General features: G+C 57.5%; 25 protein-coding genes. 12 read left to right on the top strand and 13 right to left on the bottom strand.

Features of this window, described 5'->3' with window-relative positions:
* The first annotated feature begins 134 nt into the window (after positions 1 to 134).
* Positions 135 to 881, top strand: a complete 747-nt coding sequence (locus AAH446_RS08855) for a helix-turn-helix transcriptional regulator (protein ID WP_342906336.1) — start codon at positions 135 to 137, stop codon at positions 879 to 881.
* On the opposite strand, the gene AAH446_RS08850 is transcribed toward AAH446_RS08855, so the two are convergent.
* The 3 genes from AAH446_RS08850 to ybbA all read right to left on the bottom strand — a co-directional run bounded on the left by AAH446_RS08850 (position 840) and on the right by ybbA (position 4,758).
* Positions 840 to 1,502, bottom strand: a complete 663-nt coding sequence (locus tag AAH446_RS08850; protein ID WP_342906335.1) for an acyl-homoserine-lactone synthase — start codon at positions 1,500 to 1,502, stop codon at positions 840 to 842. The two genes, AAH446_RS08855 and AAH446_RS08850, sit on opposite strands and share 42 nt — an antisense overlap.
* Positions 1,503 to 1,657: 155 nt before the next feature.
* On the bottom strand, positions 1,658 to 4,075 hold the full coding sequence (ybbP, locus tag AAH446_RS08845) for a putative ABC transporter permease subunit YbbP (RefSeq protein ID WP_342906334.1): 2,418 nt from the start codon (positions 4,073 to 4,075) through the stop codon (positions 1,658 to 1,660).
* A complete protein-coding gene (gene ybbA / locus AAH446_RS08840; protein ID WP_342906333.1) occupies positions 4,072 to 4,758 on the bottom strand; it encodes a putative ABC transporter ATP-binding protein YbbA in 687 nt (228 codons plus the stop codon). Before ybbA ends, ybbP begins: the two co-directional genes overlap by 4 nt.
* On the opposite strand from ybbA, the gene tesA reads away from it, so the two are divergent.
* The 5 genes from tesA to AAH446_RS08815 all read left to right on the top strand — a co-directional run bounded on the left by tesA (position 4,729) and on the right by AAH446_RS08815 (position 8,578).
* Positions 4,729 to 5,352, top strand: a complete 624-nt coding sequence (gene tesA / locus AAH446_RS08835) for a multifunctional acyl-CoA thioesterase I/protease I/lysophospholipase L1 (protein WP_342906383.1) — start codon at positions 4,729 to 4,731, stop codon at positions 5,350 to 5,352. The two genes, ybbA and tesA, sit on opposite strands and share 30 nt — an antisense overlap.
* Positions 5,353 to 5,383: 31 nt before the next feature.
* The gene (locus AAH446_RS08830; protein WP_342906332.1) at positions 5,384 to 6,157 is read left to right on the top strand and encodes an SDR family oxidoreductase; all 774 of its coding nucleotides are present in this window, start codon (positions 5,384 to 5,386) and stop codon (positions 6,155 to 6,157) included.
* Positions 6,158 to 6,234: 77 nt separating this feature from the next.
* A complete protein-coding gene (locus AAH446_RS08825) occupies positions 6,235 to 7,092 on the top strand; it encodes a co-chaperone YbbN (RefSeq protein ID WP_342906331.1) in 858 nt (285 codons plus the stop codon).
* 104 nt (positions 7,093 to 7,196) lie between these two features.
* Positions 7,197 to 8,111 carry an SPFH domain-containing protein gene (locus AAH446_RS08820; RefSeq protein WP_342906330.1) on the top strand — a complete coding sequence of 305 codons (915 nt, stop codon included), beginning with the start codon at positions 7,197 to 7,199 and terminating at the stop codon, positions 8,109 to 8,111.
* Positions 8,111 to 8,578 carry an NfeD family protein gene (locus tag AAH446_RS08815; protein WP_342906329.1) on the top strand — a complete coding sequence of 156 codons (468 nt, stop codon included), beginning with the start codon at positions 8,111 to 8,113 and terminating at the stop codon, positions 8,576 to 8,578. Before AAH446_RS08820 ends, AAH446_RS08815 begins: the two co-directional genes overlap by 1 nt.
* 60 nt (positions 8,579 to 8,638) lie before the next feature.
* Here the strand turns inward: AAH446_RS08815 and cueR are convergent, their stop codons facing one another.
* Positions 8,639 to 9,058: a Cu(I)-responsive transcriptional regulator gene (gene cueR / locus AAH446_RS08810; protein WP_342906328.1), complete on the bottom strand. Its 420-nt coding sequence runs from the start codon at positions 9,056 to 9,058 to the stop codon at positions 8,639 to 8,641.
* Positions 9,059 to 9,155: 97 nt separating this feature from the next.
* Between cueR and copA the strand changes: the two genes are divergently transcribed.
* The 3 genes from copA to ybaK all read left to right on the top strand — a co-directional run bounded on the left by copA (position 9,156) and on the right by ybaK (position 13,216).
* The gene (gene copA, locus AAH446_RS08805) at positions 9,156 to 11,666 is read left to right on the top strand and encodes a copper-exporting P-type ATPase CopA (protein ID WP_342906327.1); all 2,511 of its coding nucleotides are present in this window, start codon (positions 9,156 to 9,158) and stop codon (positions 11,664 to 11,666) included.
* Positions 11,667 to 11,757: 91 nt separating this feature from the next.
* The gene (locus AAH446_RS08800; protein ID WP_342906326.1) at positions 11,758 to 12,558 is read left to right on the top strand and encodes a TraB/GumN family protein; all 801 of its coding nucleotides are present in this window, start codon (positions 11,758 to 11,760) and stop codon (positions 12,556 to 12,558) included.
* Positions 12,559 to 12,736: 178 nt separating this feature from the next.
* Positions 12,737 to 13,216 (top strand): Cys-tRNA(Pro)/Cys-tRNA(Cys) deacylase YbaK, encoded by a 480-nt coding sequence (gene ybaK, locus AAH446_RS08795; RefSeq protein WP_342906325.1) that lies wholly within the window; start codon positions 12,737 to 12,739, stop codon positions 13,214 to 13,216.
* A gap of 62 nt (positions 13,217 to 13,278) precedes the next feature.
* Here ybaK and AAH446_RS08790 read toward each other — a convergent pair whose 3' ends face one another.
* Positions 13,279 to 14,145: a LysR family transcriptional regulator gene (locus AAH446_RS08790; RefSeq protein WP_342906324.1), complete on the bottom strand. Its 867-nt coding sequence runs from the start codon at positions 14,143 to 14,145 to the stop codon at positions 13,279 to 13,281.
* 88 nt (positions 14,146 to 14,233) lie between these two features.
* Here AAH446_RS08790 and AAH446_RS08785 point away from each other — a divergent pair, with 88 nt between their 5' ends.
* Positions 14,234 to 14,668: a multidrug/biocide efflux PACE transporter gene (locus AAH446_RS08785; RefSeq protein WP_342906323.1), complete on the top strand. Its 435-nt coding sequence runs from the start codon at positions 14,234 to 14,236 to the stop codon at positions 14,666 to 14,668.
* Positions 14,669 to 14,715: 47 nt separating this feature from the next.
* On the opposite strand, the gene ushA is transcribed toward AAH446_RS08785, so the two are convergent.
* Positions 14,716 to 16,407, bottom strand: a complete 1,692-nt coding sequence (gene ushA / locus AAH446_RS08780) for a bifunctional UDP-sugar hydrolase/5'-nucleotidase UshA (RefSeq protein ID WP_342906382.1) — start codon at positions 16,405 to 16,407, stop codon at positions 14,716 to 14,718.
* Positions 16,408 to 16,949: 542 nt separating this feature from the next.
* On the opposite strand from ushA, the gene ybaL reads away from it, so the two are divergent.
* Complete coding sequence (gene ybaL, locus AAH446_RS08775; RefSeq protein ID WP_342906322.1) at positions 16,950 to 18,632, top strand: YbaL family putative K(+) efflux transporter; 1,683 nt, start codon at positions 16,950 to 16,952, stop codon at positions 18,630 to 18,632.
* A 128-nt stretch (positions 18,633 to 18,760) separates the two neighbouring features.
* Here ybaL and AAH446_RS08770 read toward each other — a convergent pair whose 3' ends face one another.
* The 7 genes from AAH446_RS08770 to AAH446_RS08740 all read right to left on the bottom strand — a co-directional run bounded on the left by AAH446_RS08770 (position 18,761) and on the right by AAH446_RS08740 (position 24,896).
* Positions 18,761 to 20,065, bottom strand: coding sequence for an inosine/guanosine kinase (locus AAH446_RS08770; protein ID WP_342906321.1), 1,305 nt, complete (start codon positions 20,063 to 20,065; stop codon positions 18,761 to 18,763).
* Between the two features lie 82 nt (positions 20,066 to 20,147).
* Positions 20,148 to 21,107 (bottom strand): ferrochelatase, encoded by a 960-nt coding sequence (gene hemH, locus AAH446_RS08765; RefSeq protein ID WP_342906320.1) that lies wholly within the window; start codon positions 21,105 to 21,107, stop codon positions 20,148 to 20,150.
* A 116-nt stretch (positions 21,108 to 21,223) separates the two neighbouring features.
* A complete protein-coding gene (gene adk, locus AAH446_RS08760) occupies positions 21,224 to 21,868 on the bottom strand; it encodes an adenylate kinase (RefSeq protein WP_342906319.1) in 645 nt (214 codons plus the stop codon).
* Between the two features lie 92 nt (positions 21,869 to 21,960).
* Entirely contained in the window at positions 21,961 to 22,863 is a 903-nt protein-coding gene (locus AAH446_RS08755) for a DMT family transporter (protein WP_342906318.1), read from the bottom strand.
* A complete protein-coding gene (locus AAH446_RS08750; RefSeq protein ID WP_342906317.1) occupies positions 22,860 to 23,735 on the bottom strand; it encodes a DUF6024 family protein in 876 nt (291 codons plus the stop codon). The genes AAH446_RS08755 and AAH446_RS08750 overlap by 4 nt, the downstream gene beginning before the upstream one ends.
* Positions 23,735 to 24,133, bottom strand: a complete 399-nt coding sequence (locus AAH446_RS08745; protein ID WP_342906316.1) for an NUDIX hydrolase — start codon at positions 24,131 to 24,133, stop codon at positions 23,735 to 23,737. The genes AAH446_RS08750 and AAH446_RS08745 overlap by 1 nt, the downstream gene beginning before the upstream one ends.
* A gap of 55 nt (positions 24,134 to 24,188) precedes the next feature.
* The gene (locus AAH446_RS08740; protein WP_342906315.1) at positions 24,189 to 24,896 is read right to left on the bottom strand and encodes a hypothetical protein; all 708 of its coding nucleotides are present in this window, start codon (positions 24,894 to 24,896) and stop codon (positions 24,189 to 24,191) included.
* 201 nt (positions 24,897 to 25,097) lie between these two features.
* Here AAH446_RS08740 and AAH446_RS08735 point away from each other — a divergent pair, with 201 nt between their 5' ends.
* A complete protein-coding gene (locus tag AAH446_RS08735) occupies positions 25,098 to 25,973 on the top strand; it encodes a LysR substrate-binding domain-containing protein (protein ID WP_342906314.1) in 876 nt (291 codons plus the stop codon).
* Positions 25,974 to 26,003: the final 30 nt, after the last annotated feature.

Below are 26,003 nucleotides of genomic sequence, written 5' to 3'. Positions count from 1 at the left end.
ATCGGTTCCATCTCCCCCTCCCTCATGCTCCCGCGCTTCGCCACAGGCCCGCCGCCGTTCCCATGGGCGAATCAATGAAATTATGTTAACATTACGTTGTTACGGAGGTTTCAGAAACCCAGGGACAACGTTATATGACCAAATCGTCTTTTAGTAACCCAACCATCAATGCTTCGGTCCAGGAATATCTGGAGAGAAAGCTGAATCTGTACAGCAATATCAAATACGCCTACGCCATTATGAGCAAACGTAACCCGGCGGATTTTTCGATCATTTCTAACCGCCGGGAGTGGTTTAAGGTTTATACAGAAAATAATTTCCAGTTTATCGATCCGGTTCTGATCACCGCGCTTTATCGCATGACGCCTTTCTCCTGGGATGAAAACCTCATGCTGAATAAAGGGGTTAAGGTGCCCAAGCTCTTTGATATGGCGAAAAATCACGACATTATCAATGGCTATACCTTTGTCCTGCACGACCACAATAATAATCTGGTGGTGCTCTCTATCATGTTAGATAGAGACTGCGACGAGAATACTGAAGAGCTGATAAAAGAGAACAGGCACAAAATTCAGATGCTGCTTATCGAAACGCATGAGAAGCTGACGACCCTTTATCAGGAACTTTCCGGTAAAAAATATTTTGAGGAGATGAACAATCGTGAAATTTTCTCAAAGCGGGAGAATGAGATTGTCTACTGGGCCAGCGTGGGAAAATCCTATCAGGAAATCGCGTTAATTTTAGGGATTAAGCTGACCACGGTAAAATACCATATTGGCAACGCGGTAAAAAAACTGGGCGTCACCAATGCCAAACATGCGATCAGGCTGGGGATCGAGCTAAATCTCATCCGCCCCATTCTTCCTGACGGGGAAGGCTAAAGGCCAGCTATCCAGCCTGCAGCCGTTGAGCCGGGGGACCTTTGCGCGAAGAGCCTCAATCAGCGTCTGCTGATTCTCTTTGTCCACCGGCATAAAAATAAGATAAATGTTTTGATCCTTTTCGGATAGTCCCTGCTCCATCACCTCTATCTTCCACCCGGACCGTTTAAAAATAAGATACATAGGGTGACTGACGATGGCGTAAATCCCCGCATAGTTATTTTCTCTGGCGTAGTTAATCATTGACAGGAAAAGGAGCGTGCTGATGGGCTGGCGCCGGAGCTTAAGCGCCTGCACCCGCGCTTTATCAATAAATAACCGGCTCGCCTCCAGATAATTTCCGTCAGGAAGATCAAAAGCACGAAAGTAGGATTTGAAAGTGCCGGTAATCATATTGGGGTGCCGGGTTTCAATAAACCGCAAGCTACAGATACAGACATCATCAAACATGCCAAAAACGTAGGTTGTCAGTTCATTATCATACTCATCGGACTCCATATTATCTTCACTGTTTACCATCCAGTTTAGTCTGTCCTTGAATACCGATTTTCTGAGAGTAAACAGCTCTTTCCCCCTTACTTCAGAAAGAGATCGGTAATTAATATCAAGTAAGTGCAACATTGACATGATTCCCTGACGTAAAAATGAACGCCGCATTCATTCTCACTCAGGATGATAATGGATGCGGCGAACGAAAATCTTCCGGTTAAGCGTTTACCGGAAGCGGCTTTGGAACGGCCAATAAAGCGTGAGGCCAGTTTTAACTGGCCTCTATATTACGCAGCATTGTAGCTTCTGAAAAGCGCCTTGCCTTTCAGCAGACGCACGCCCAGCCAGCCGCCGCACAGCGAAAGCAGGATCGCGCCGGTCAGGGGAAGCGTCAGCCAGAGCAGCAGATTTGGCTGCCAGGGGAAGTCGAAGACTTTACGCTGCAGTCCCCACAAGGCCGCCTCGGCACCGATGGCTGCCGCCACGCCGGCCACCACGCCAAGCAGCGCAAACTCACACCAGAGCGTGGTCCGCAGCAGTTTTTTGCCCGCGCCAAGCGTGCGGTAGACCACCAGCTCCTGCCGGCGCTGACGCATACCAACCTGGATCTGCGCCAGCAAAAGCAGTACGCCACAGGCGGTCACCAGAACCACCATGATCTCCAGCGCCTGGCTAACCTGTGCCAGCACCTGGCCTATCTGCCGCAGAATGCCGCCGATATCAAGCAGGCTCAGCGTAGGAAACTCACGGTTCAGCTGGGCCAGCAGGGCATTATTTCCCTCCAGCCGGAAGCTGGTCAGCCAGGTTTGCGGCTGGCCGTCCAGGGCGCCTGGCGGGAATATGAAGAAGAAATTGGGCTTAAGGCTTTCCCAGTCTACCTGACGGAAACTGGTGATTTTGGCCCTGAACTGCTGGGTGTCGCCGGTAAATGTCAGCGTATCGCCCAGCTTCACGCCAAGCCGTTCTGCCAGCTCTTCCTCAATGGAGGTCTCTCCTTTCCCCGGCGGCCAGCTTCCCGCCGTCAGCGGATTATGGTCAGGCAGATCCGCCTGCCATGTCAGATTCAGCTCGCGCTGGAGGGCGCTGTCCAGCGCCGGATCGGCGGGCTTATCATTAATCCCCGTCAGCCTGACCCGCGCAATCGGGTAGAACGTTTGCGGCTCAATCTGATGCTGCTCCAGGAAAGTTTTCACCTGGGGCACCTGATCCTGCGTCAGGTTCAGCAGGAAATAGTTCGGGCTCCCCGGAGGCAACTGCTGCTGCCAGCGATCCAGCAGATCGCCACGCATCACTAACAGCAGAGCCAGCAGCATAAACGACAGCGAGAAGGCAGCCAGCTGACTGAGCGTGGTCCAGGGCTGACGCAGTAGCCGGTTGATCGCCAGCCGGAAGGCGAGATTGCGCACCCGCAAGCGCCGCAGAAGCATCAGAGACGCCCAGCCAAGCCCTCCCAGCAGCAGTGAGAGCAGCACGATCCCCGCCACCAGCGCCCAGAGCAGCTTACTGCCCCCGACCAGCAGCGCCAGCAGGCCCGTTACCACTACCGCCATCGCCGGAAGATAAAATTTCAGCGGCCAGACGTTGGCAACCGCATCCCAGCGAAGAACCCTGAGCGGCTGAGTCGCCAGCAGCAGCCGGTAGGGGCGCAGTCCGACCAGCAGCGAGATGATAAACAGCGCACCCGTGGCCCAGAGCCAGGGCCACGCGCTGGCGGGCGGAAGCTCGCCAGGCAGAACGGGCCTCAGCATCCGCAGCAGCACGGCTTCAAACCCCAGCCCGACCGCGCCACCGGCGACGGCAGCCAGCAACAGAACCGCCAGCCACTGGCCGACAATCAGCTTTCGCAACGCGGCGCGGTTAGCGCCCAGGGTTTTCAGCACCGCCACCAGGTCATAGCGGCTGCGGCAGTAATGGCTCATCGCCACCGCCACGGCAGCAATAGCCAGCATCAGCGTCAGCAGCGCGGAGAGCAGCAGGAACTTCTGGGCGCGCTGCATCGATCTGCCCAGCGCATCCTCCGAATTTTCCACGCTGATCCAGCGCTGATCCGGCTTAAGGCGGGAGGCTATGTAGCTGTCATAGCGGCTCAACTCGTCGGGGTCACCGGCAAACTTATAGCGCCAGGTGACACGGCTGCCGGGCTGAATAGCGCCGGTTTTCGCCACGTCGGCCAGGTTCATCAGTAAGCGGGGGGCGGTCTGGAACGGGTTAAAGCCGGAATCCGGCTCGCGGATCACCTCCCCGGCAACCCGCAGCGTGGTATCCCCCACATCCAGACTGCTGCCCGTTTTGAGATCAAGCAACGCCATCAGCCTGGGCGCTGCCAGCACCGTACCGGCGGCAGGCCGCAGTCCGGCAGGCTGCGTGGCAAGCTCACCAAACATGGGATAAAGATCGTCTACGGCCTTTACCGACGCCAGCTGCGGCGTCTCTCCGGCGAAGGTCATGGTCATAAATGTGAGCTGCCTGCCCACCGTCAGCCCTTCCCGCCTGGCCTCATCAAGCCATTCCGGCGGCACTTCGCGCGCGCTTTGCAGCGTGCGATCGCCCGCCATAAAATCCCGGCTCTGCTGGCTGAGCCCTTTCTCCATGCGGTCGCTGAGCGATCCGAGCGCCAGCACGCACGCCACGGCCAGCGTCAGCGCCAGCCAGACAATCAACAGCGAAGGCGATTTCCATTCACGCCAGAACCAGCGCCAGATCATGCTTCCTCCCACAGCTTGCCGTCGCGCATGCGCAGCCGGCGATCGCAGCGCGCAGCCAGTTGTTCATCATGCGTGACCAGAATCAGCGTGGTGGCTAAATCCCGGTTAAGCGAGAAAAGCAGGTCGGCAATGCGATCGCCGGTTTTCCGGTCAAGGTTGCCGGTGGGCTCATCGGCGAACAGCAGCGCGGGTCGGCCGCTGAAAGCTCTTGCCAGCGCCACACGCTGCTGTTCGCCGCCGGAGAGCTGCGAAGGCATATGCGTCAGGCGCTCCGCCAGCCCCAGCTGGGCAAGCAGCTCGCGGGCCTGCTGACGGCTTTGCCGATCGCTTTCACCGCGCAGCAGGGCGGGAAGCTGTACGTTTTCCAGCGCGTTCAGGGTAGGAACCAGCATAAACGACTGAAACACAAAGCCGACGCTTTTCGCCCGCAGATCGGCCCGCTGCTCTTCATTCATCTGATGCAGGGGATGATCGAGTAAAAACACCTCCCCTTCGCTCCCGTCATCCAGCCCGGCCAGAATGCCTAACAGCGTGGATTTCCCCGACCCCGACTCGCCAATCAGGGCGATGGTCTCAGCTGGTTTGACAACCAGCTCAACTCCGGTAAGGATGGAAAGCTGATGCTCACCCTCACCGACGGACTTACTAAGATGATGAACTTCAAGAATGTTTTCCGCTGGCATTTTCCTTTCCTGTTATTATTGGCCCTGATGACGCTGCGCACGGCGACGGCGGATACGCTGCTGGTCCTCGGCGACAGCCTGAGTGCCGGTTACCGGATGTCCGCCTCCGCCGCATGGCCGGCGTTACTCAATGATAAATGGCAAAAAACGCCCACTATTGTTAACGGTAGCATAAGCGGTGATACCACCACTCAGGGGCTGGCGCGCCTGCCCTCGCTGCTGAAACAGCATCAGCCTCGCTGGGTCCTGATTGAACTGGGTGGTAACGATGGGCTGCGCGGGTTTCCGCCGAAAAACATCGAACAGGACCTCAGTAAAATTATTACCCAGGTGAAGGCTGCCAATGCGCAGCCGCTGCTGATGCAAATTCGCCTTCCGGCTAACTACGGTCGCCGTTATACCGAGTCCTTTAGCGAGATCTATCCCCGTCTGGCGAAGGAGTTCTCCATTCCACTGCTGCCCTTTTTTATGGAGCAGATCTATCTGAAACCGGAATGGATGCAGCAGGACGGCATTCATCCCAGCCCTGAAGCCCAGCCGTTTATCGCCGGGCTGATGGCGAAGGAACTGGCTCCCCTAGTTAAGCATGAGTAAACCGCTTACACCGGGCCTTACAGGTAAAGTTATGCAAAAAATAGTCGTAATCACCGGCAGTTCCAGCGGAATTGGCCTGGCGGCGGCCAACGATCTACTCCGTCGCGGCTACCGCGTGCTGGCAGCCTGCCGTAAGCCGGAGGATGTGCAGCGTATGAATGCACTGGGGTTTACCGGCGTTGAGCTGGATCTCAACGACAGTGCAAGCGTGACGCGGGCCGCCGCGACCATTATCTCGCTCTGCGATAACCGCCTTTATGGACTGTTCAATAACGGCGGCTATGGGGTTTACGGTCCGCTGGCGTCCATTTCACGCGAGCAGTTGGAGCAGCAGTTTGCCACCAATCTGTTTGGTACCCATCAGCTGACCACCCTGCTGCTCCCCGCCTTACGGGCGGGCGGCGGGGCAAGGATCATCAATACCAGTTCGGTGCTGGGCCTGATTTCCACGCCCGGGCGCGGTGCCTACGCCGCCAGTAAATATGCGCTGGAAGCCTGGTCCGACGCGCTGCGGATGGAGTTGCACGGCAGCGGCATCCGGGTAAGCCTGATTGAACCCGGTCCCATAAAGACCCGCTTTACCGACAACGTCCGCCAGGCACAGCAGGAGAAGCCGGTAAAAAATCCCGGCATCGCCGCACGTTTTACCCTGCCGCCGGAAGCGATATTGCCCAAGCTGCGCCATGCTTTAGAGAGCCGCCATCCCCGTTTGCGCTATCCTGTGACCCTGGTCGCGCATGTAATGGCCCTGTTACGCCGGTTGCTACCGGGCTGGATGCTGGATCGTATATTGCGCGGGAAATAACCTGATGCCATTAATAAGACTTGAAGCGCATCAGCGCGCCCCCATAGAGTAAGAAACCCAGAAAAAGAGACGAATTCATGTCACCACAAGCTGCCATTATCCCGATTAACGAAACTAACCTGCAACAGACGCTGGAGCAGTCGATGCAGGTGCCGGTCCTGTTTTACTTCTGGTCAGGCCGCAGCCAGCACTGTCAGGAGCTGACGCCGGTGCTGGAGCGTCTGGCGCAGGAGTATGCAGGTCAGTTCGTGCTTGCCACGCTGGACTGTGATGCTGAACCCGCCGTTGCCCAGCAGTTTGGTCTGCGCTCAATCCCGACCGTTTATCTGTTCCAGAACGGCCAGCCGGTTGACGGCTTCCAGGGCCCGCAGCCGGAAGAGGCGATCCGGGCGCTGCTGCACAAGGTGCTGCCGAAAGAAGAAGAGCTGAAGGCGCAGGAAGCGATGCAGCTGATGCAGGAAGGAAAAACGCTGGAGGCCCTGCCGCTGCTGAAAGATGCCTGGCAGCTGAGCAATAAAAACAGCGAAATGGGCTTTCTGCTGGCGGAGGCGCTGATTGCGCTGAACCGCAGCGATGAAGCGGAAACCGTGCTGAGCGTGGTGCCGTTGCAGGATAAAGACACCCGTTACCAGGGGCTGATTGCGCAGATTGACCTGCTGAAGCAGGCGGCCAACACGCCGGAGATTCAGGAGCTTCAGCAGCAGATTGAGGCGGACCCTGACAATGCAGAGCTCGCCACCAAGCTGGCGGTTCAGCTTCATCAGGTTGGCCGTAATGAAGAGGCGCTGGCGCTGCTGTTCACCCACCTGAAAAAAGATCTTGGCGCTGCAGAGGGCCAGGCGCGTAAAATTCTTCAGGAAATTCTGGCCGCGCTCGGTACCGGTGATGCGCTGGCGGCGAAATACCGTCGTCAGCTCTACTCCCTGCTCTACTGATAATCTGTCTCTTATGTGAGTAGAGTTCAGCCTCCGTAGCGGCCCCGTCGTTGCGGGACAGGGCCGAATGACTCGGCCCTGATATTAACAATCCGGAGGTTAGTATGCTGACAGTGATCCCTGTCATTATTGTCCTTGCCCTGATCCTCGTCTGGTCAGGGATCAAAATCGTTCCGCAGGGCTATCAGTGGACGGTGGAGCGTTTTGGTCGCTACACCACAACGCTGCAGCCCGGGCTTAACCTCGTCGTGCCGTTCATGGATCGCGTGGGCCGCAAAATCAATATGATGGAGCAGGTGCTCGACATCCCTTCCCAGGAAATCATCTCGAAAGATAACGCCAGCGTCACCATCGACGCGGTCTGTTTTATTCAGGTGGTGGATGCGCCCCGTGCGGCCTACGAGGTCAGCAACCTTGAGCTGGCCATCGTGAATCTGACCATGACCAACATGCGTACCGTGCTGGGCTCCATGGAGCTGGACGAAATGCTGTCGCAGCGCGATAACATCAATACGCGCCTGCTGCGGATTGTCGATGAGGCCACCAACCCCTGGGGCGTGAAGATCACCCGCATTGAGATACGTGATGTGCGCCCGCCCGCCGAGCTGATCGCCTCTATGAACGCCCAGATGAAGGCGGAGCGGACCAAGCGGGCCGATATCCTTGAAGCAGAAGGCGTCCGGCAGGCGGCGATCCTGCGCGCGGAGGGGGAAAAACAGTCGCAAATCCTGAAGGCGGAAGGGGAACGGCAGTCGGCCTTTTTGCAGGCCGAAGCGCGGGAGCGTAGCGCAGAGGCGGAAGCCGCCGCCACGAAAATGGTTTCGGAGGCCATCGCCGCCGGCGATATTCAGGCGATAAACTATTTTGTCGCCCAGAATTATACCGAGGCGCTACAGAAAATCGGCACCTCAAACAGCAGCAAGATGATTATGATGCCGCTGGAGGCCAGCAGCCTGATGGGCTCGATTGCGGGTATCGCCGAGCTGCTTAATGAAACCAAAAAAGACCGGAGCCGGTGATGCTTTCCGATCTGTTAGCGAATCCCTGGCGGCTGTGGCTGACGCTGGGCGGCGTGCTGCTGGCGGCCGAAATGCTGGGTGCCAGCGGCTACCTGCTGTGGAGCGGCATCGCTGCCGTGCTGGTGGGCCTGCTGGTCTGGCTGGTGCCGCTTCCCTGGGAGTGGCAGGGCCTCAGTTTTGCGCTGCTGACGGTGCTTTCCGCCCTGTGGTGGTACCGGTGGCTGAAAGGCCGGGTGCGTGAACAGCCGCAGAATTCCCTTAATCAGCGCGGTAGCCAGCTTATCGGCCAGCGGCTGACGCTGGACGAGGCGCTCTCCGGCGGGATCGGCCACGTCAGGGTCGGCGACAGTAGCTGGCGGGTGCAGGCCGCAGAAAACTACCCGGCCGGAACGCCCGTCGTTGTTGTCGCCATCGAAGGAATTACGCTTAAGGTGGTCAGGGAGGATCGGGAGAAAAGCCCGCGCTGACAACCTTCATGAGGCGGATTTAAATGAAGATGCAGAAAATCCGGGGCGAAGATCGCCGATCTAACCGGCTTTTTCTGCGGATTCAGCGTGGCAGCAGCCGGCCAGATTATTGATTATCGGACATTCTGCCCCTTCGTCGCCGGGGCAGCTATCCGCCAGCGCCAGCAGCCGCTCGCGCATCTGGCTTAGCTCAAGAATGTGTGACTCAATTTCTGCCACTTTACTGAGCGTACGGGCCTTAACGTCGGCGCTGTGCCGGTGAGGATCGTTGAAGAGTCCGACCATTTCGCGGCACTCTTCCAGATTAAATCCCACCTGCCTTGCCTGTCGCAGCAGCGTCAGTTCTTCCAGATGCTTCGCCGTGTAGCTGCGGTAGCCGTTTTCACTGCGCAGCGGTGCCGTTACCAGCCCCTTCTCCTCATAAAAACGGATCGCTTTACTGGTCAGCCCGGTTTTTTTCGCCACATCGCTGATATTCATTTCACTCCCCTTGACCTTCCCCTTGATGGAAGGTTTACGCTTTATAACTACTGCAAAACCCGCAAGGGGTCAAACCACACTATCAGGAGTCCTTACTATGTCACAGACTACGTTACTGACGCTGGACGGCTTGTCCTGCGGCCACTGTGTAAAACGGGTGAAAGAGACGCTGGAACAGCGTGATGACGTCACCCAGGCCGATGTTACCCTTGAAGAGGCCCGCATCAGCGGCAACGCCAGCGCGGATGATTTAATCGCCGCCGTTGAGCAGGCCGGCTATCACGCCAGCCTGAAGCAGGACGACACCTCCCCAAAGCCTGATCCGCTGACAGACTCAGAACCTCAGCCGGAAGCGCTGACGGCGGAATCAGAAGCGCTTCCGGCAGAAACGACAGAGAGCTTTCATCTGTTAATTGACGGTATGAGCTGTGCCAGCTGTGTCAGTCGGGTGGAGAAGGCGCTGACAGGCGTTCCCGGCGTCAGCCGGGCGCGCGTTAACCTTGCCGAGCGCAGCGCGCTGGTGATGGGTCAGGCCGCGCCTCAGGCGCTGACCGAAGCGGTTAAAAACGCGGGTTATGGCGCAGAAATTATTGAAGATGACAGCAAACGTCGTGAAAAACAGCAGAAGACGGCGCGTGAGGCAACGCGCCGCTTCCGCTGGCAGGCCATTCTGGCGCTGGCGCTGGGCATCCCGCTGATGGGCTGGGGGATGATCGGCGACAATATGATGCTGACGGAAAGTAACCGCAGCGGCTGGCTTGCCATCGGTGTGGTGACGCTGCTGGTGATGATTATCGCCGGCGGACACTTTTACCGCAGTGCCGCCAAAAGTCTGATGCAGGGCACCGCCACGATGGATACGCTGGTGGCGCTGGGCACCGGCGCGGCCTGGATCTACTCCATGGGCGTTAACCTCTGGCCCGACAGCGTTCCTCCCGAAGCCCGGCATCTCTACTATGAGGCCAGCGTGATGATTATTGGCCTGATCAACCTCGGCCATATGCTGGAGCAGCGAGCCCGCCAGCGCGCCTCTCAGGCGCTGGAGCGCCTGCTGGATCTGACGCCTCCCGTCGCCCGGGTCGTCACGGAGGCGGGCGAAAAAACCCTGGCCTTAAGCGACGTTGAACCCGGCATGACGCTGCGCCTGACCACGGGCGATCGGGTGCCCGTTGACGGTACTATCACCCAGGGGGAAGCCTGGCTGGATGAGGCGATGCTGACCGGTGAAGCTATTCCACTACAGAAAGCCACCGGCGACGAGGTTCATGCCGGTACGGTGATGCAGGATGGCAGCGTGCTGTTTACCGCCAGCGCGGTGGGCCGGAATACCACACTGTCGCGGATCATTAACCTGGTCCGTCAGGCACAAAGCAGCAAGCCGGAAATAGGTCAGCTTGCCGACCGCATTTCAGCGGTGTTTGTGCCGGTGGTGGTCGCCATCGCCCTGATCAGCGCGGCGATCTGGTATTTTGTCGGTCCTGCCCCTCAGCTGGTCTATATGCTGGTGATCGCTACCACGGTGCTGATTATCGCCTGTCCCTGCGCGCTGGGCCTCGCCACGCCGATGTCGATTATCGCAGGCGTGGGCCGCGCCGCTGAGTCTGGCGTACTGGTCCGCGATGCCGACGCGCTACAGCGGGCCAGCACGCTTACCACGCTGGTGTTTGATAAAACCGGTACGCTGACCGAAGGCAAGCCGCAGGTCGCTGAAATCGCGCTTTTCAACGGGACAAGCGAAGCGCAGGCGCTTGCCTGGGCGGCGGCGCTGGAGCAGGGGTCTCAGCATCCGCTGGCGCATGCCATCCTTGAACGCGCTGGTGAGCTGTCGCTGCCGGACGTTGCGCAATTCCGCACCCTGGGCGGGCTGGGCGTCAGCGGTGAAGTTGCAGGCACTTCACTCTGGCTCGGCAATGCTGCGCTGATGGCACAACAGCAGATAGAGATATCCGCTATTTCGGCCCAGCTTGACGAACAGGCAGGTCTGGGCGTGACGCCGGTGCTGCTGGCCGCTGACGGAAAGATTGTTGCGATGTTTTCCGTGCGCGATCCGCTGCGTAGTGAAAGCGTGACGGCACTGCAACGGCTGCGCCAGCAGGGATACCGGCTGGTGATGCTGACCGGCGATAACGAGAAGACCGCCCGCGCCATTGCGCGCGAAGCGGGCCTGGATGACGTCATTGCCGGCGTGCTGCCCGACGGTAAAGCAAAAGCCATTGTCGATCTTCAGCAAAAAGGGGAGCAGGTCGCCATGATTGGCGACGGCATCAATGACGCCCCCGCGCTGGCGCAGGCTGACGTGGGTATCGCCATGGGCAGCGGCAGCGACGTGGCCATTGAGACGGCGGCGATCACGCTGATGCGCCATGATCTGAACGCCGTGGTGGATGGCCTGGCGATCGCTAAAGCGACCCTGCGAAATATGAAGCAGAATTTGCTGGGCGCGTTTATCTATAACGCCATCGGCATTCCCATTGCGGCCGGGGTGTTATATCCGCTGACCGGGACGCTGCTCAGCCCGGTAGTGGCGGGCGCGGCGATGGCGCTCTCGTCCATTACCGTGGTCAGTAACGCCAACCGCCTGATCCGCTACCGGCCTCCGGCAGCCTGATCGGCTACGCGCTTCGCCACGGGCGTGGTATCACTGTTCCTGAGCGTGGTAAACCGTTAGCATGAAGGGTTAACGGACAGGAGGCGAGAGTATGGGAACACTACTGCGTAAGATAACGGGACTGTGGCGAAAATTGTCGCCGGTGCGCTACGCCTATCCGGCACAGGATCTTATTGTTGGGCGCAGCAAGCTGCATCTGGTGGGCAGTATTCATATGGGTACGCAGGGAATGATGCCGCTGCCTGCGCAACTACAGCAGCGGCTTGCCGGTGCCGATGCGCTGATTGTGGAAGCGGATATTACCACTGGCGCCTCTCCGTTCTGCGAGAGCGAGCCCTGCCCGCCGCTGGCTGAACGGCTGAACGCGGATGAGCTGGCTCTCTTCCAGCGCTTATGCGGTGAGGTGGCCATCGCTCCCGAAGCGGCAGACAGGCTGCCCGCCTGGCAGGTGGCGCTGATGCTTCAGGCTCAGCAGGCGCAGCGCTTAGGACTGAGGGCTGATTACGGCATTGATTATCAGCTACTGAAGGCGGCACGCGCCCAGCAGAAACCGGTGATTGAGCTGGAGGGGCCGGAGACTCAGCTGGCGCTGCTCAGGGCGCTGCCGGATAACGGGCTTTCTCTGCTGCAGGACACGTTCAGGCACTGGAATACCAATGCCCGCCTGCTGCAAACCATGATCGGCTGGTGGCTGGAGAGCCCGCCCACCGCCCGTCAGACGGTGCTGCCCGGCACATTTAACAGTGCGCTGAATGATGTGCTGATGCTTCAGCGCAACCGGGAGTGGAACCTGGCGCTCAGGGCGCTGAAGCCGGGTAACTATGTGGTCGCCGTCGGCGCGCTGCATCTCTACGGCGAAGGCAACCTGCCCGGCTTACTGAAAAAAGCATAAAAAAAAGGCCAGTATCGCTACCGGCCCGTCAAAGTAGAATTTTTTTATGATTTTCGTTATCCATCGCAACCAGGTTGCTGATGGGAGGCTGATTGTCGCTCAAAGCCTGAATTTTCGCCACTATTTTCTCTTTTAATGTCCCGGCCTCCGGCCATTACCTGATAAAAGGACCGTTCAGATGACGCCCGCGGTAAAACTTCTCGAAAAGCAAAAAATCCCTTTTCAGCTCCACAGCTATGAGCATGACGCCAGCGACACGCACTATGGCGACGAGGCGGTACGCAAGCTGAACCTTGATGCCGACAGGGTGTATAAGACGCTGCTCGTGGCGCTGAATGGCGACAACAAAACCCTGGCCGTGGCCGTCACGCCGGTGGCAGGGCAGCTCGATCTTAAAAATGTGGCTAAGGCGCTCGGGGCCAAGAAAGTGGAGATGGCCGATCCGCAGATCGCTCAGCGCACCACCGGCTATCTGCTGGGCGGTATCAGTCCGCTGGGCCAGAAAAAGCGCCTGCCTACCGTGATCGATATCCCGGCGCAGCAGTTCGCCACGGTGTTTGTCTCCGGCGGCAGACGGGGACTTGAGATCGAACTTTCGCCGCAGGATCTGGCGGATCTTCTCAACGCAAACTTCGCCGCAATAGCCCGGCTTGTTTAACTTTATCCGGCCGGCCACGGGGAGCAACCTGACGCCGCTATTTTTCCTTATCTCCGCAGGCGCTAACTGGCGCGCTGCGCCATAAGCTGATCGATCATCCAGCGTCCCGCCGGACCAGGCGGCTTGCGTCCTGACCAGACCACATCGACGGAGATCCGCTGCGGCCAGCCGGTTACCGGCAGCTCCTTCAGCACGTTATGCCCAAACTGGTGCGGCATCCAGCGCGGCAAAATGCTCCAGCCGAATCCCTGCTCCGCCATCTCCAGCAGCAGCCAGTAGGAGGGCGCCGACCAGACGCTGCCGGGCTGGACGCGCTCTTTCTCAATCCAGGTGTTCAGGCAAAGCTGCCTGACCGAGTTAAGATCGCCTGCCGTCACCCGATCCTGCTGCGAAAGCGGATGATCCTGATGCAGAAACAGCGCCATTTCCGCCTTAACCTGGAGCCGGGAAGTGATTATGCCAGGCGGGTAGTCAGGCTGGACGCGGATGACACCCAGATGCGCCCTGCCCGCCTGAAGCAGATCGATCACATCAGCATCTTCAGCAACCATGCATTCAAATTCGATGTCAGGATAGCGTCCGGCAAAGCGTTGCAGCAGCGATGCATGATAATCCGCCTGCCAGAAATCTGAGATAGCCAGGCTCAGGCGGGGTTCCACCTCGCCCGTCAGCCGCACGGCCAGATCGTCCAGCTGCGCGCTGGCCGCCAGTATTTCTCTGACCTGGGCCAGCGCCCGCTGGCCATTTTCAGTTAATACCGGCAGACGGGCATCACGACTGAACAGGGCGAAGCCCAGATCGGTTTCCAGATTGGCCACGGCGGTGCTGATCGTTGACTGGCTTTTTCGCAGCGTACGGGCGGCGGCAGAGAAGGAGCCACACTCTACGGTATGAACAAAAGCTTCCAGTGATTCCGGTGAGTAACGCATACTTCTATCGCTTTTTTCGATGGGTACTCATTTTATCTTAGCAAATAATCGGACCAGAATAGCCCGCATTACTGATGGAGGAGTTATTATGCGTACCTGGACGCTTAAAGAGCGTGTTATTCACGCAACAGGCTATGAAGGCGTGGCCATTGTGCTGGTCGCCCCGGTCGCCTCATGGGCGCTTGATAAGCCGCTGTTTCAGATGGGCGCGCTGGCGATCATGCTTTCGACGGTGGCGATGATCTGGAATATGATTTATAACGCCGGCTTCGATCGCCTCTTTCCCCGTGGCGTCGTTGAACGTGGTCTGAAATTGCGTATAGCGCATGCGCTGGGGTTTGAAGGCGGATTTGTGCTGATAGGGCTGCCGGTAGCGGCCTGGATGCTGGGAACGACCCTGTGGCAGGCCTTTCTGCTGGAAGTCGCGTTTTTCCTCTTCTATCTGCCCTATACCGTGGTCTATAACTGGCTTTATGACAAGCTGCGCGGCTGGTGGATGCAGCGCAACGCCTGCCGTGTCTGAGGCGTCTGGCTGACTCTGGCGGCTCCCTCACCGGGAGCCGCTGGCCTTTATTCTGCCTTGTGCATCGCGATCTGGATATTAAACAGCCGCCATTTTTTAGGCGGAGCCGTCTTTTCTTCTGCCGGCGTCGCCGCTTTCTTTTCCTGGCGCACAATTTCACCACCCGGTTCAAACGCCGCCGCGTCCAGCGGTGAATGGCTCTGGATATATTGTTTCAGCACTTCCGCATCAACAAAGCCGGTGTTCACATAGCCCGGCAGTTTATCCACCGCGGGATAGCCATCGCCGCCCGTCGCATTAAAGCTGAGCGTCGCCATGCGATAGATTTTATCCGCCTGAAGCGGTTCGCCCTTGATTTTGATATTACTGACGCCGGTGCCGTCTGCCGTCAGGCTGACGTTAGCAAACTGCGCATAGCCGCCCGAATCCGCCTTGATATTGGCAACCGTGGCCAGATATTTTTCTACTTCACTTCCTTTCATCTCGACCCAGGTCAGCGTATTACCAAAGGGCTGCACTTTCAGCACATCTTTATAGGTAATGACGCCTTCTTCAATGGAATCCCGGATGCCGCCACCGCTCATGACGGCGAAGTCTGCCTGGGTACGCGCAATCTGCGAGGCCAGTAGCAAACGGGCAAGATTGGTCTGAACAAAACGGACTTTGCTGCGATCGCCCTCAAAACGGCCTTTAACGCTGCCAATCTTAACGCCGAGTTCCGCTTCGCCTTTTTTCTGGAAAGGCATCAGCAGCTTCACCATGCCCGGATTTTTTTCGATCTCAGCGGCGTAATTCACCCAACTGGTTGTGCCATCCTCATTTTTAACCATGCGCTTCAGGTTAATGGGCACCAGCTCGTAATGCTCCAGCGTGAGCTTACCGTTGACAAAGCTGAAGTCAGCCCGGCCAATATATTTTCCCCATTCGTGCGCCTGCACGATCCAGGTGCCGTTCTGCTGGTCAGGCTGGCAGGGCGTGCCGGGGACATAATTGGTTTGCCTGACGTTCTCTTTCTCCATGCAGACCGGATTCTGCGAATGTCCGCCGACGATAACATCCAGATAGCCTTTGGGCAGTTCGCGCGCCATCGTAACGTCGCCAGGCGCATTCGAGCCGTGTTGGCCGTTGTCGTAATGTCCCATGTGAGTGGCGGCGATAATAACATCCGGTTTTTCATTTTCACGCAGCGCTTCCACCACCGCTTTCGCTTCCGTTACCGGCTTATGGAACTCAATATCGGTGAAATACTCCGGATTGCCTATCTTTGCCGTGTCATCAGTGGTCAACCCAATCACCGCGATTTTCAGCCCCATCCGGTTAAAGAGCGCATAGGGTTCAAAGAGACGTTTGCCGGTGCTTTTCTGGTAGATATTGGCGGAAAGCAGCGGGAACTTCGCCCATTTCTGCTGCTGACGAAGCACCGACAGCGGATTATCAAATTCATGGTTACCAATAGCCATTGCGTCATAGCCAATCAGGTTCATGCCGCGGAAATCGGGTTCGGCATCCTGAAGATCGGACTCCGGTACGCCAGTGTTGATATCGCCGCCGGACAGGATCAGCACCTGCCCGCCGTGCGCCTGAACGTCGTAACGGATTTTATCCATCATCGTTTTCTGTGCGGCCAGACCATACTCATCATGTTCGTTCTGCCAGAAATGACCGTGATGATCGTTGGTATGCAGAATCGTGAATTTATAGACGCGATCTTTTTCCCAGGCCTGCGCGACTAAGGGCATGCTGAGCAGGGCCAGCGACAGCAGGGTTAGCGCTCTTTTCTTACAGGAATACACAACGGATCTCCTTGTTTATCAACTTAGACGCACCAGCGTAGCGAGTGAGGTCAATCTACCGCAGTTACCTGCAACTAGTGTGACTCTTTTTTGCTTTTGGCGCAGCCTCATCCCGTGATGATACGGGAAAGTCAGCTAAGCAGACCTTCAACGCGGCTAACTGCCGACCTTTAAATACGAGCCTCGCGGCCAGATTAAAGGCTTTTTCTACTCCTTTCAGCAATTTATAGAAATTAACAACTCATTTGCGTTAACAATTCAGCCTCTCCTCTCCGCATTTTTAGGGTTAAAGGAGCAAATCATATTTTTGTGACGCTCATAATCAATAACTTAAGGAGTTAATGCGGCAAAATCCCTCTTACATCATATCAGCGCTTGATCATGGGTTTTTCGGCACCATATCCGCGTTAATGTCAGGCGAAAGGCGCTGAAATGCCATACACTCATTGCTGCGCCCCAACACTATCCGCCCATTAAAGGAGAGAGGCATGCACCATACCACCCCGCTTATCACAACTATTGTCGGAGGCCTCGTTCTCGCCTTTCTCCTGGGAATGCTCGCTAATCGCCTGAAATTCTCGCCGCTGGTGGGATATCTGCTGGCGGGCGTAGTGGTCGGGCCTTTTACGCCAGGCTTTGTGGCCGACACTAATCTGGCGCCGGAGCTGGCCGAGCTTGGCGTGATATTGCTGATGTTCGGCGTGGGGTTACATTTTTCCATGAAGGATCTGCTGGCGGTAAAGAATATCGCGATACCCGGCGCCATTGCTCAAATTATGGTGGCGACGCTGCTGGGGGCTGCGCTTGCCCGGCTGATGGGCTGGCCCTGGATGACCGGACTGGTCTTCGGGCTTTGCCTTTCTACCGCCAGTACGGTCGTGCTGCTGCGTGCGCTGGAGGAGCGACAGCTGATTGACAGCCAGCGTGGACAGATCGCCATCGGCTGGCTGATTGTGGAAGATCTGGTGATGGTACTGGCGCTGGTGCTGCTGCCTGCGCTTGCCGGCATGTTTGAGGAGGGCAATGCCAGCCTGGCTACCGGGCTTACCGACCTGGCGATCGCTATCGGCAAGGTGACCGCCTTTATGGTGCTGATGATGGTGGTTGGACGCCGGGCCGTTCCCTGGATTCTGGCACGTAGCGCCGCCACCGGCTCCAGAGAGCTGTTTACGCTCGCCGTGCTGGCACTCGCTCTGGGTATCGCTTTCGGCGCGGTGAAATTTTTTGACGTCTCCTTTGCCCTGGGCGCGTTTTTCGCCGGGATGGTGCTGAATGAATCTGAGCTGAGCCACCGTGCCGCTCACGACACGCTGCCGCTTCGCGATGCCTTTGCCGTCCTGTTTTTCGTCTCGGTCGGCATGCTGTTTGATCCGATGATCCTGTTGGAGGAGCCGCTGGCGGTCCTCGGCGTGCTGGCGATCATCGTGGTGGGAAAATCGCTTGCGGCCCTCTTGCTGGTGCGTCTGGCTGGCCACTCAAAGCGCACTGCCCTGACCATTTCCGTCAGCCTGGCGCAAATCGGTGAATTCGCCTTTATTCTGGCGGGCCTTGGCATTTCACTCAACCTGCTGCCCGCTGGCGGACGTAACCTGGTGCTTGCGGGCGCGATCCTTTCCATTATGCTCAATCCTGTCCTGTTCGCCCTTCTGCAACGCTATCTCGATAAAACAGAGACGATAGAAGATCAGACGATGGAAGAGGTGCTGGAAGAAGAGAAACAGCTGCCGGTGGATATCAGCAATCACGCGGTGGTGGTCGGCTTTGGTCGCGTGGGCAGCCTGCTGGGCAGGAAACTGCTGGCAAACGGCATTCCAATCGTGGTGGTGGAGAACAGCCGCAGCCGGGTGGAGGCGCTGAGGGAACAGGGTGTCCCGGCGATCCTGGGCAATGCCACACGGAGAGAGACCATGGATCTGGCCTGCCTGACGAGTGCCCGCTGGCTGCTGCTGACTATTCCTAATGGCTATGAGGCTGGCGAGGTCGTGACCGCAGCGCGGGAGAAGCATCCGACGATTGAGATTATCGCCCGGGCGCATTATGACGATGAAGTGGATTACATCATCGGGCGCGGAGCGAATGAAGTGGTGATGGGAGAGCGCGAGATTGCCAGCAGTATGCTGACGCTGATGAAGCTGGAGGCGGATGACGCGCCCCGGTCCTGTCCGGCCTGAGCGCGCCAGTCTGTTAAGAGGCAGAAAGCAAAACGTCCTGAAGGCACAGAGCACAGCAGGACGATTTTTTGCCAGTGACGGTCTGCCCCGGCTCACGCCGCAGGTAACGGGTCAGCTCAGGCGCGGCATTATCTTTCCCAGTATGACTCTTCCAGACTGTCTTCCCGCTCCGGCAGTCCGCGCGTCAGCCGCGGCGAATGCTGGTTCAGTACCTGATAGCTGACGCGGTTGGCGTATTTACACACCTGGGCCAGGGAGGAGTAGGTCAGGTAGCTGCGCCCATGCTTGCTGGAGTTCGGCACGTTCAGGCGATGATAATTATTTGCGGTGATATCATGCAGCAGCGCCGCCAGCGCGCCATCTCCCGCGCCGTTAGTGTTCATTATCTTTTCCGGGCCGCCCATATAAGGGGCGATATGGGAGAATATCCGCAGCGGCTGCCGGCAGTCCTGATGGCGCATCGCCCGGCTGAATTCATACTGGTTAAACTCAGGGATGGCGCCCGGCAGCAGCGGATGCTGCGTTGTACGCTTGCCCTCTTCTTCCGTGAAGCCCGCCATATAGAGCCCGTTAGGTCCCGCTGTGCAGAGCACCAAATCCACCCAGTCCAGCGCCATATCTGACGCCTGAAGCGGATCGTTCAGGCCGGTCAGCGCTTCCGCTTCATCCTCGTTCATCGCCACGATAGAGACATGCTCTTTCAGGAAGTCCCGCCAGAATTGCGGATTATCGCCAATCACATATTTGGTGCCCAGCGTCAGTACGACCGGCACATTGTACTTTTTCGCCCAGGCAATAGCCTGCATGGTCGCCTCCGGCATCGGTTCGCCGTCTTTACAGCGCACCAGGTAAGAGGTCAGCACCAGCGCCGAGGCGCCGGCGATGACCGCTTCCGGAATGCTCTCGGGCTTAAGCTGGTTCATCATGCCGGGACTGATAGCGAAGGTCCGCTCGCCGTGTTCGCCAATCAGCGTAAAGCAGCGGCCAATGGCTCCGTCCACGCCCTGCAAATAGTTGAGGTCGGTGCGGCTGGAGGTATTACAAAGGTAGCGATAAGCGTAGCCGCCAATCTGCACATTGCTGCACATCACGCCCAGCAGTACCGAACGGTCATCCGCCAGCACCGAGTAGTTATGCATGGTGTTCCCTATGGTGCCGCCCGCAAACTGATGGGTAATCAGCCCTTCACGGTCCAGCTCTTCATACAGCGCTTCCGCCACTTCATCTTCAATCACCAGCGAATGGCCGCTGCTCAGGCCGTAGCGGGCGATAAAGGCGTCATCCACTTTCGCCTCAATGTCCACCAGCGTCTGGTCGATGCCGACAATCCAGCTGCTGGCCACGTCGCTGTCGGGCAGCGTCTGGTGAAGAAGGGGGTCACGTGCGCTGACGGGAAAATAGTGTTTGGATTTACGCTTACCGGGAAATTTCATCTTGCAGGCTTCTGGAGAAAACGGACGGGAGATGATAGCACAGGGATAGCGCCGGATGCGCGCATCCCTGTTACGGTGGTGTTTAACGCTGTTCGTTGACCAGTTCGACCATCATATCAATGTGGAGCTTGTCATCGTTGAGGGCCGGAATGTACTCAAACCGGGTGCCGCCCGCGTGCAGGAAAAACTCACGGTTCTGTTCGTTGATCTCCTCCAGCGTCTCCAGACAGTCAGAAGAGAAGCCGGGGCTCATAATCTGCACATGCTTGATCCCTTTCGCCGGGAGCGACTTCATGGTTTCGTCAGTATAGGGCGTCAGCCAGGGCTCGCGGCCAAAGCGTGACTGGAAGGTCAGCATCGCGTTCTGGCTGGTAAGCCCGAGCGCGGCGGTCAGCGCTTCACTGGTGTCGGCGCAGCGCTGCGGATAATCATCGCCCTCGTCAGCAAAGCGCTGCGGAATACCGTGGAAGGACATTACCAGCAGGTCGGGCTTGCCGTGGGTGGCAAAGGACTTTTCCACCGATGCCTTCAGCGCGGCGATATAGGCAGGATGTTCAGCATAATCCCGGATAAAGTGCACCGACGGCAGGCTGCGGTAACCCGAAAACACCTGCGTAATACCATCCCAGACGGCGGCCACGGTGGAGCAGGAAAACTGCGGATAGAGCGGCAGGACGATCAGGCGGTTCACGCCCTGCGCCATCAGGCTGTCGAGCGCGCTTTTCAGACTGGGGTTGCCGTAGCTCATGCCCAGTTCGACAGGAATATCGAGCCTCGCCGCCAGCGCGTCGCGCTGCCGCCTGCTGTAGACCATCAGCGGCGATCCCTCCTCCATCCAGACCGAGGCGTAGAGCTTCGATACGCGGGGAGAGCGGATCGGTAATATTACCCCGTTAAGAAGAGGCCACCACAGCCAGCGCGGCGTGTCCACAACGCGCTTGTCGCTCAGAAACTGCTTGAGATAGCGCTTAACGGCGGGAGTGGTTGGCGCGTCAGGCGTACCGAGATTTACCAGCAGCACGCCGGGTTTATCTTGCCTCATTGTTATTCCTTATCAGGGCAACGTTGGAGATGAAAACGAGACTTATTCTAGCGGAAAAAAGCGGAGGGAAAACCAATTGCTGTAACAGGGCCAGGTGAGGCCTGGCCCGGCGTGCGTTAACCGAGGATTTCAGCCAGCTCGGCGCTGATTTCCGCGACTTTGCGCGTACCGTCGATTTTGTGATAGTCGGTGTTACCGGCTTCCGCTTCTTTGCTGTAGTAAGCAATCAGCGGCGCGGTCATCTGATGGTATTCCACCAGACGCTTACGCACGGTCTCTTCCTGATCGTCTTTACGCGTGGTCAGCGGCTCGCCGGTCACGTCATCTTTACCTTCTTCTTTCGGTGGATTGAAGGTGACGTGATAGACGCGGCCAGAAGGCGCATGTACCTGACGGCCAACGATGCGCTCAACGATCAGTTCGTCAGGCACGGCAAATTCCAGCACGTAATCCACTTTAATGCCCGCTTCCTTCATGGCGTCCGCCTGAGGAATGGTGCGTGGAAAACCGTCCAGCAGGAAACCGTTACGGCAATCTTCCTGAGCGATACGCTCTTTTACCAGCGCAATGACCAGTTCGTCAGTAACCAGCTTACCGGCGTCCATGATCTCTTTGGCTTGTTTGCCCAGTTCGCTGCCCGCCTTAACGGCGGCACGCAGCATGTCGCCCGTGGAGATCTGCGGAATACCGTACTTCTCCATAATGAACTGAGCCTGAGTCCCCTTACCTGCACCCGGTGCACCGAGCAGAATAATACGCATTGCGTAAATCCCCTTGCGAATCGCTTAAATGATCAAATTATCAGGCCTGGAACCATACCATCTTGGTCCTTTATCCACAAGGAACGCGGCGGTTAACCTGCGTCGGCGTAGCGCGGCGGCGCGGCATGTCGCCGCGCCCACACCGTCTGCGCAAGCACCGCGATAACGATAATGGCTCCGCCGGTAACGGCCTGAATAGTCGGCATTTCATGCATAAAGATTGCCATCCACAGCGGCGCCAGCGCCGTCTCCAGCAGCAGGAACAGTCCGGCGTTGGCGGGCGAGACGTAGCGGGTCGACAGGGCGATCAATCCCAGCGCCAGCGGCATGATCAGCGCGCCCTCCGCCAGCGACCAGCCATACTGCGCCAGCGACAGCGTTTTCAGATTCTGGACAATATCTTCTCCAGACCAGAGCAGAATAATTACGGAAGCCAGCGCGCCGCCCAGAGAAGGCAGCCCCACCGTGCCGCCCGCCACCCGCGAGGTAAAGATGAAAGCGAGAGCCATTGAGACCGCCGTGGCCAGCGCAAAGACATTGGCGATGGCGCGATCGCCCTCCGTCCGGCCTGACATCACAATAATCACGCCGACAATCCCGGCCAGCGCGGCCAGCATCACGCTACGATCGATCTTCATGCGGAAGAACAGACGGGAAATCAGCGCCGAAATAAAAGGCGTGGAGGAGATAATAACCAGTACCGTTGCGACATTGCCGCGGTTCAGGGCATTCACGAAACAGGCGGAAGAGATACAGAAAAAGAGGGTCGAAAGGATGTTATCGCTGGTCAGCCAGGGTTTGCCAAGCGTCGTGCGACTTTGCCGCCAGCAGCTCCAGATCAGCAGGCAAATCCCCCACATAAAGAAGCCACGCAGCGTCACGATCGTCCATGAGTTTTCAATACCCATCATACGAATAAACAGCGAGTCGGTACTTAAAATCACGCCGCCAGCAATGCCGATGACGTTACCGTTCACGGGAAGATGTGCTTTCATTGTTGCTCCCAAATCCGGGTCAGTTCCTGTTCAACCTGCGCGGTCATATCGACAGGCTTTTTGCCGTCGCCGCGCGCCCAGCATGAAAACCGCAGCGTTCGTGCATGAGGGAAATAGCTGGCGCCAGCCGCCTTCACCTGTTTTTGCAGCGTTTCACTGAGCGGCGGTACGCTGAAGCAGCTGAAAGGAAGGTTGCCGGCGCTGATGGAAGCGAAATCCATTCCGCCAACATCCTTCATATTTACCGGCCCGATCTGCGCCACGTTGAAAGGCTGCCACGCGTCGCTGGCGACGTTACGCAGCGCTTCTTCCAGCGGTTTCGGTGAGGCGGTCGACTCCTCAAACAGCCTCAGCTCGCTACGCATCAGCGTACTGTAATGCTCCGGCCGCAGCGCAATGATGGCCAGCCCGACGGTTAACGAAGCGTGCTTGTGGAGCGGCGCGACAAAAATGGAACTCTGCGCTATCAGCTTTGCATGCAGATTGGTGGCAAAACTGTGCGACGCATCAACCACGCCTTTGCCCTTGCAGTTACCGAGTTCGTTGATGGCACCGGTATAAGGGTTAACGTGCGTGATCAGCGGTACGTTGCCCGGGCCGGAAAACTGTGACGCAGGATGATGAAAAAGCTCGCTGATGGGCTGGTAGTGCGCATGTTTTGCCAGACAGAGGGTGGTTTCCTGTTTATGAAACAGGTGCGACAGGATGACCAGCCCAACCCGCACGGACTGCACAAAGAAGATTTCGTAATCCTGGAGCTTATAAAGCCGGGTTAATTCGTCTCTCAGTTCGTCTCGCTGCATACGCGCTCGCTTAAAAAACTGTTCGCCATGAAGAGCCTGTAGCTCCGGAGATAAAGAGGATGCATCCATTAGTTAATCAACTCTTGCTGATAAAGCAGTGGCAAAACGTTATCGCGAAAAATGGATCCGACCGCAATTTCACAAGGGGGTTTGCGGTAGTTGACCCACGCAATTTCTTCAATTTCCGAACCGGCTCGCGGCTGACCTGCGATCTCCACGTGATAAACGTGATTCTCGATAGCCACGGACTCAAACTCGGCCTGCCCGTGAAACAGGCCAAACGGCCTGAATGATTTGACCTGAACGCCCAGCTCCTCCTGAAGTTCACGCTTCAGGCAGGCAAGGTGATCCTCGCCCGGCATCGGCTTCCCGCCGGGTGAAATAAACGTCCCTGTCCCGCGTTTACGCGTCAGCAACAGCGAGCGCTGATAAATAATGATAGCCGCACATTTCACAATAACTTTCATCGCAGGCTCCGCAGAATGAGGTGGCTCTTCAGCCACGTCACCGAAATAGAGAGTTTCAGGCTGCTGCACTGGTCGCTTTCTCCAGCGGCGTATTGAGGATTTCCCCCGACAGGAAGCGCACAATGTTGAGCGCCAGAGGCGTTTTATCCTGCAAATAAGCGAGGATGACATCGTCGCCAGGCGTGGAGAAACTGTCGGCGAAGATACTGATCCCCTCCAGCGATTTGGTGGAGATGCCGAGCTGGAGCAGGCGATACTTCACGTCATCCGCTGACTGGGCAAACTCATAAATGGGGGACTGATAGTTAATATCGAACTGCGCCATCATATCGACCAGCCACGCTTTTGCGACCTGCCGCTGTTCCGGGAACTCCATCTGATAGTGGGTGATGCCGTCGTTGATGGTGTTGATATCGTTGCGCCGGCAGAAATCCACCAGATGCGCATGAATCGCCAGTTTTTCGCCGAGCAGAACCAGATTTTTACGATACTTCAGAATATCGCCTTCCAGATTTTCGATGGCGATTGAGCGGAACGCGCCGCTGATGTCGGCCACCGTATGGGCGACGACCAGATCGCCAAAGCGCGCTTTCAGCTCTTCAACGCGGTGCGATAAAATGCCGCGATGCAGTGAACAGCCGCTGTTGCCTGACCAGAGATGCACCGGGATACCCTGTAACATCAGATAACAGGCTGTCAGCGTGCTGTCACGCCCACCGGTAAACATCACGAGCTGTGGTTTTACGGAATGCTGAGTTGTCATTTTTACTTTCCTTCACATAGCTGTTGAACGTCATCATCGGCAAATCCGGGGGGGAACTGGGGCCCGGCAGAAGTCTGAACGGGCATCCGCTTCGCTGTCGCGCAGCCGCTTCCGTCTCCGCATCCACATTAGGGAAAAGAGGCTGGACTTTAAAATGATAAAAACAGACACTGCCTGTTAGTTTTTCTCACAGGGTTACCTATGTCCGGTCTGCCGTCTCTCCGCGCCCTGCGCTATTTTCACCAGGCCGCGCTGCATCAGAGTTTCAGCCTGGCGGCGCAGTCGCTTAACGTCACGCACAGTGCCGTAAGCCATCAGATCAGGCAGCTTGAGGAGTGGCTGGGGAAGCCCTTATTCCTGCGGGCCAACGGACGGGTTCAGCTCACCGCTGACGGGGAAAGGCTGAAAGTCTGCTGCATACAGACATTTCGTGAGATCGAAGCGACCTGCGAGAAGATCCGCGCCCGCAATACCAACACCCTTTCCGTCTCCTGCGCGCCCAGTTTTCTGGCGCAGTGGTTAATCCCGCGCATCAGCCGCTTTACCGAGAAGCATAAATCTGTCGCCCTCACCTTTCAGACGCATATCGATGTTGAGCGGGTACGTAATGAACAGTCAGACGTGCTGATTCTCAGTCATGAGCAGCCGATGCAGGATGATATTGCCGCGACGCTGATCACGGTCGATTACATTGGCCCGGTCTGCGCGCCGGCATCCGGTCATCGTTTTAGCTATGAAACGGATTTTTCCACCCTGCCGCTGCTGCATGCCGACACCAAGCTGCACGCCTGGGCTGAATGGGCGAAAAAGACCGGCGCGCGCGGCGATTTCTGGGCCGGGAAGCACTTCGATAATCTGACGCTGGCCATTCAGGCTGCGCGTAACGGGCTGGGTATTATTATGACGCCGCAGATCCTGGTAAAAAAAGAGATCCGGGAAGGGACGCTGATTGCGCCACTGGGCTTTGCTGAGGTGGATCGGGCGACCTGGATGATGGTGAAAGCTTCCCGCCAGGAGGAGCCCGAGATTGCGCTGTTTCGCCGCTGGCTGCTTGAGGAGGCGGGGATGGTAGGCTGAGCCGGAGGCGGACAAAATAAAGCCCCGGCA

The sequence above is a fragment of the Erwinia psychrophila genome (assembly GCF_039023475.1).
GTDB lineage: Bacteria > Pseudomonadota > Gammaproteobacteria > Enterobacterales > Enterobacteriaceae > Erwinia.
Note: the sequence above shows the minus strand (reverse complement) of the source record. Positions and strands in the feature narration are given on the sequence as shown.

Bases quoted from the DNA above. Each gene is read 5' to 3' on its own strand.
- AAH446_RS08855 (WP_342906336.1), top strand. From the start codon at position 135: ATGACCAAATCGTCTTTTAGTAACCCAACCATCAATGCTTCGGTCCAG.
- AAH446_RS08850 (WP_342906335.1), bottom strand. From the start codon at position 1,502: ATGTTGCACTTACTTGATATTAATTACCGATCTCTTTCTGAAGTAAGG.
- ybbP (WP_342906334.1), bottom strand. From the start codon at position 4,075: ATGATCTGGCGCTGGTTCTGGCGTGAATGGAAATCGCCTTCGCTGTTG.
- tesA (WP_342906383.1), top strand. From the start codon at position 4,729: ATGAACTTCAAGAATGTTTTCCGCTGGCATTTTCCTTTCCTGTTATTA.
- ybbA (WP_342906333.1), bottom strand. From the start codon at position 4,758: ATGCCAGCGGAAAACATTCTTGAAGTTCATCATCTTAGTAAGTCCGTC.
- AAH446_RS08830 (WP_342906332.1), top strand. From the start codon at position 5,384: ATGCAAAAAATAGTCGTAATCACCGGCAGTTCCAGCGGAATTGGCCTG.
- AAH446_RS08825 (WP_342906331.1), top strand. From the start codon at position 6,235: ATGTCACCACAAGCTGCCATTATCCCGATTAACGAAACTAACCTGCAA.
- AAH446_RS08820 (WP_342906330.1), top strand. From the start codon at position 7,197: ATGCTGACAGTGATCCCTGTCATTATTGTCCTTGCCCTGATCCTCGTC.
- AAH446_RS08815 (WP_342906329.1), top strand. From the start codon at position 8,111: ATGCTTTCCGATCTGTTAGCGAATCCCTGGCGGCTGTGGCTGACGCTG.
- cueR (WP_342906328.1), bottom strand. From the start codon at position 9,058: ATGAATATCAGCGATGTGGCGAAAAAAACCGGGCTGACCAGTAAAGCG.
- copA (WP_342906327.1), top strand. From the start codon at position 9,156: ATGTCACAGACTACGTTACTGACGCTGGACGGCTTGTCCTGCGGCCAC.
- AAH446_RS08800 (WP_342906326.1), top strand. From the start codon at position 11,758: ATGGGAACACTACTGCGTAAGATAACGGGACTGTGGCGAAAATTGTCG.
- ybaK (WP_342906325.1), top strand. From the start codon at position 12,737: ATGACGCCCGCGGTAAAACTTCTCGAAAAGCAAAAAATCCCTTTTCAG.
- AAH446_RS08790 (WP_342906324.1), bottom strand. From the start codon at position 14,145: ATGCGTTACTCACCGGAATCACTGGAAGCTTTTGTTCATACCGTAGAG.
- AAH446_RS08785 (WP_342906323.1), top strand. From the start codon at position 14,234: ATGCGTACCTGGACGCTTAAAGAGCGTGTTATTCACGCAACAGGCTAT.
- ushA (WP_342906382.1), bottom strand. From the start codon at position 16,407: ATGCCCTTAGTCGCGCAGGCCTGGGAAAAAGATCGCGTCTATAAATTC.
- ybaL (WP_342906322.1), top strand. From the start codon at position 16,950: ATGCACCATACCACCCCGCTTATCACAACTATTGTCGGAGGCCTCGTT.
- AAH446_RS08770 (WP_342906321.1), bottom strand. From the start codon at position 20,065: ATGAAATTTCCCGGTAAGCGTAAATCCAAACACTATTTTCCCGTCAGC.
- hemH (WP_342906320.1), bottom strand. From the start codon at position 21,107: ATGAGGCAAGATAAACCCGGCGTGCTGCTGGTAAATCTCGGTACGCCT.
- adk (WP_342906319.1), bottom strand. From the start codon at position 21,868: ATGCGTATTATTCTGCTCGGTGCACCGGGTGCAGGTAAGGGGACTCAG.
- AAH446_RS08755 (WP_342906318.1), bottom strand. From the start codon at position 22,863: ATGAAAGCACATCTTCCCGTGAACGGTAACGTCATCGGCATTGCTGGC.
- AAH446_RS08750 (WP_342906317.1), bottom strand. From the start codon at position 23,735: ATGGATGCATCCTCTTTATCTCCGGAGCTACAGGCTCTTCATGGCGAA.
- AAH446_RS08745 (WP_342906316.1), bottom strand. From the start codon at position 24,133: ATGAAAGTTATTGTGAAATGTGCGGCTATCATTATTTATCAGCGCTCG.
- AAH446_RS08740 (WP_342906315.1), bottom strand. From the start codon at position 24,896: ATGACAACTCAGCATTCCGTAAAACCACAGCTCGTGATGTTTACCGGT.
- AAH446_RS08735 (WP_342906314.1), top strand. From the start codon at position 25,098: ATGTCCGGTCTGCCGTCTCTCCGCGCCCTGCGCTATTTTCACCAGGCC.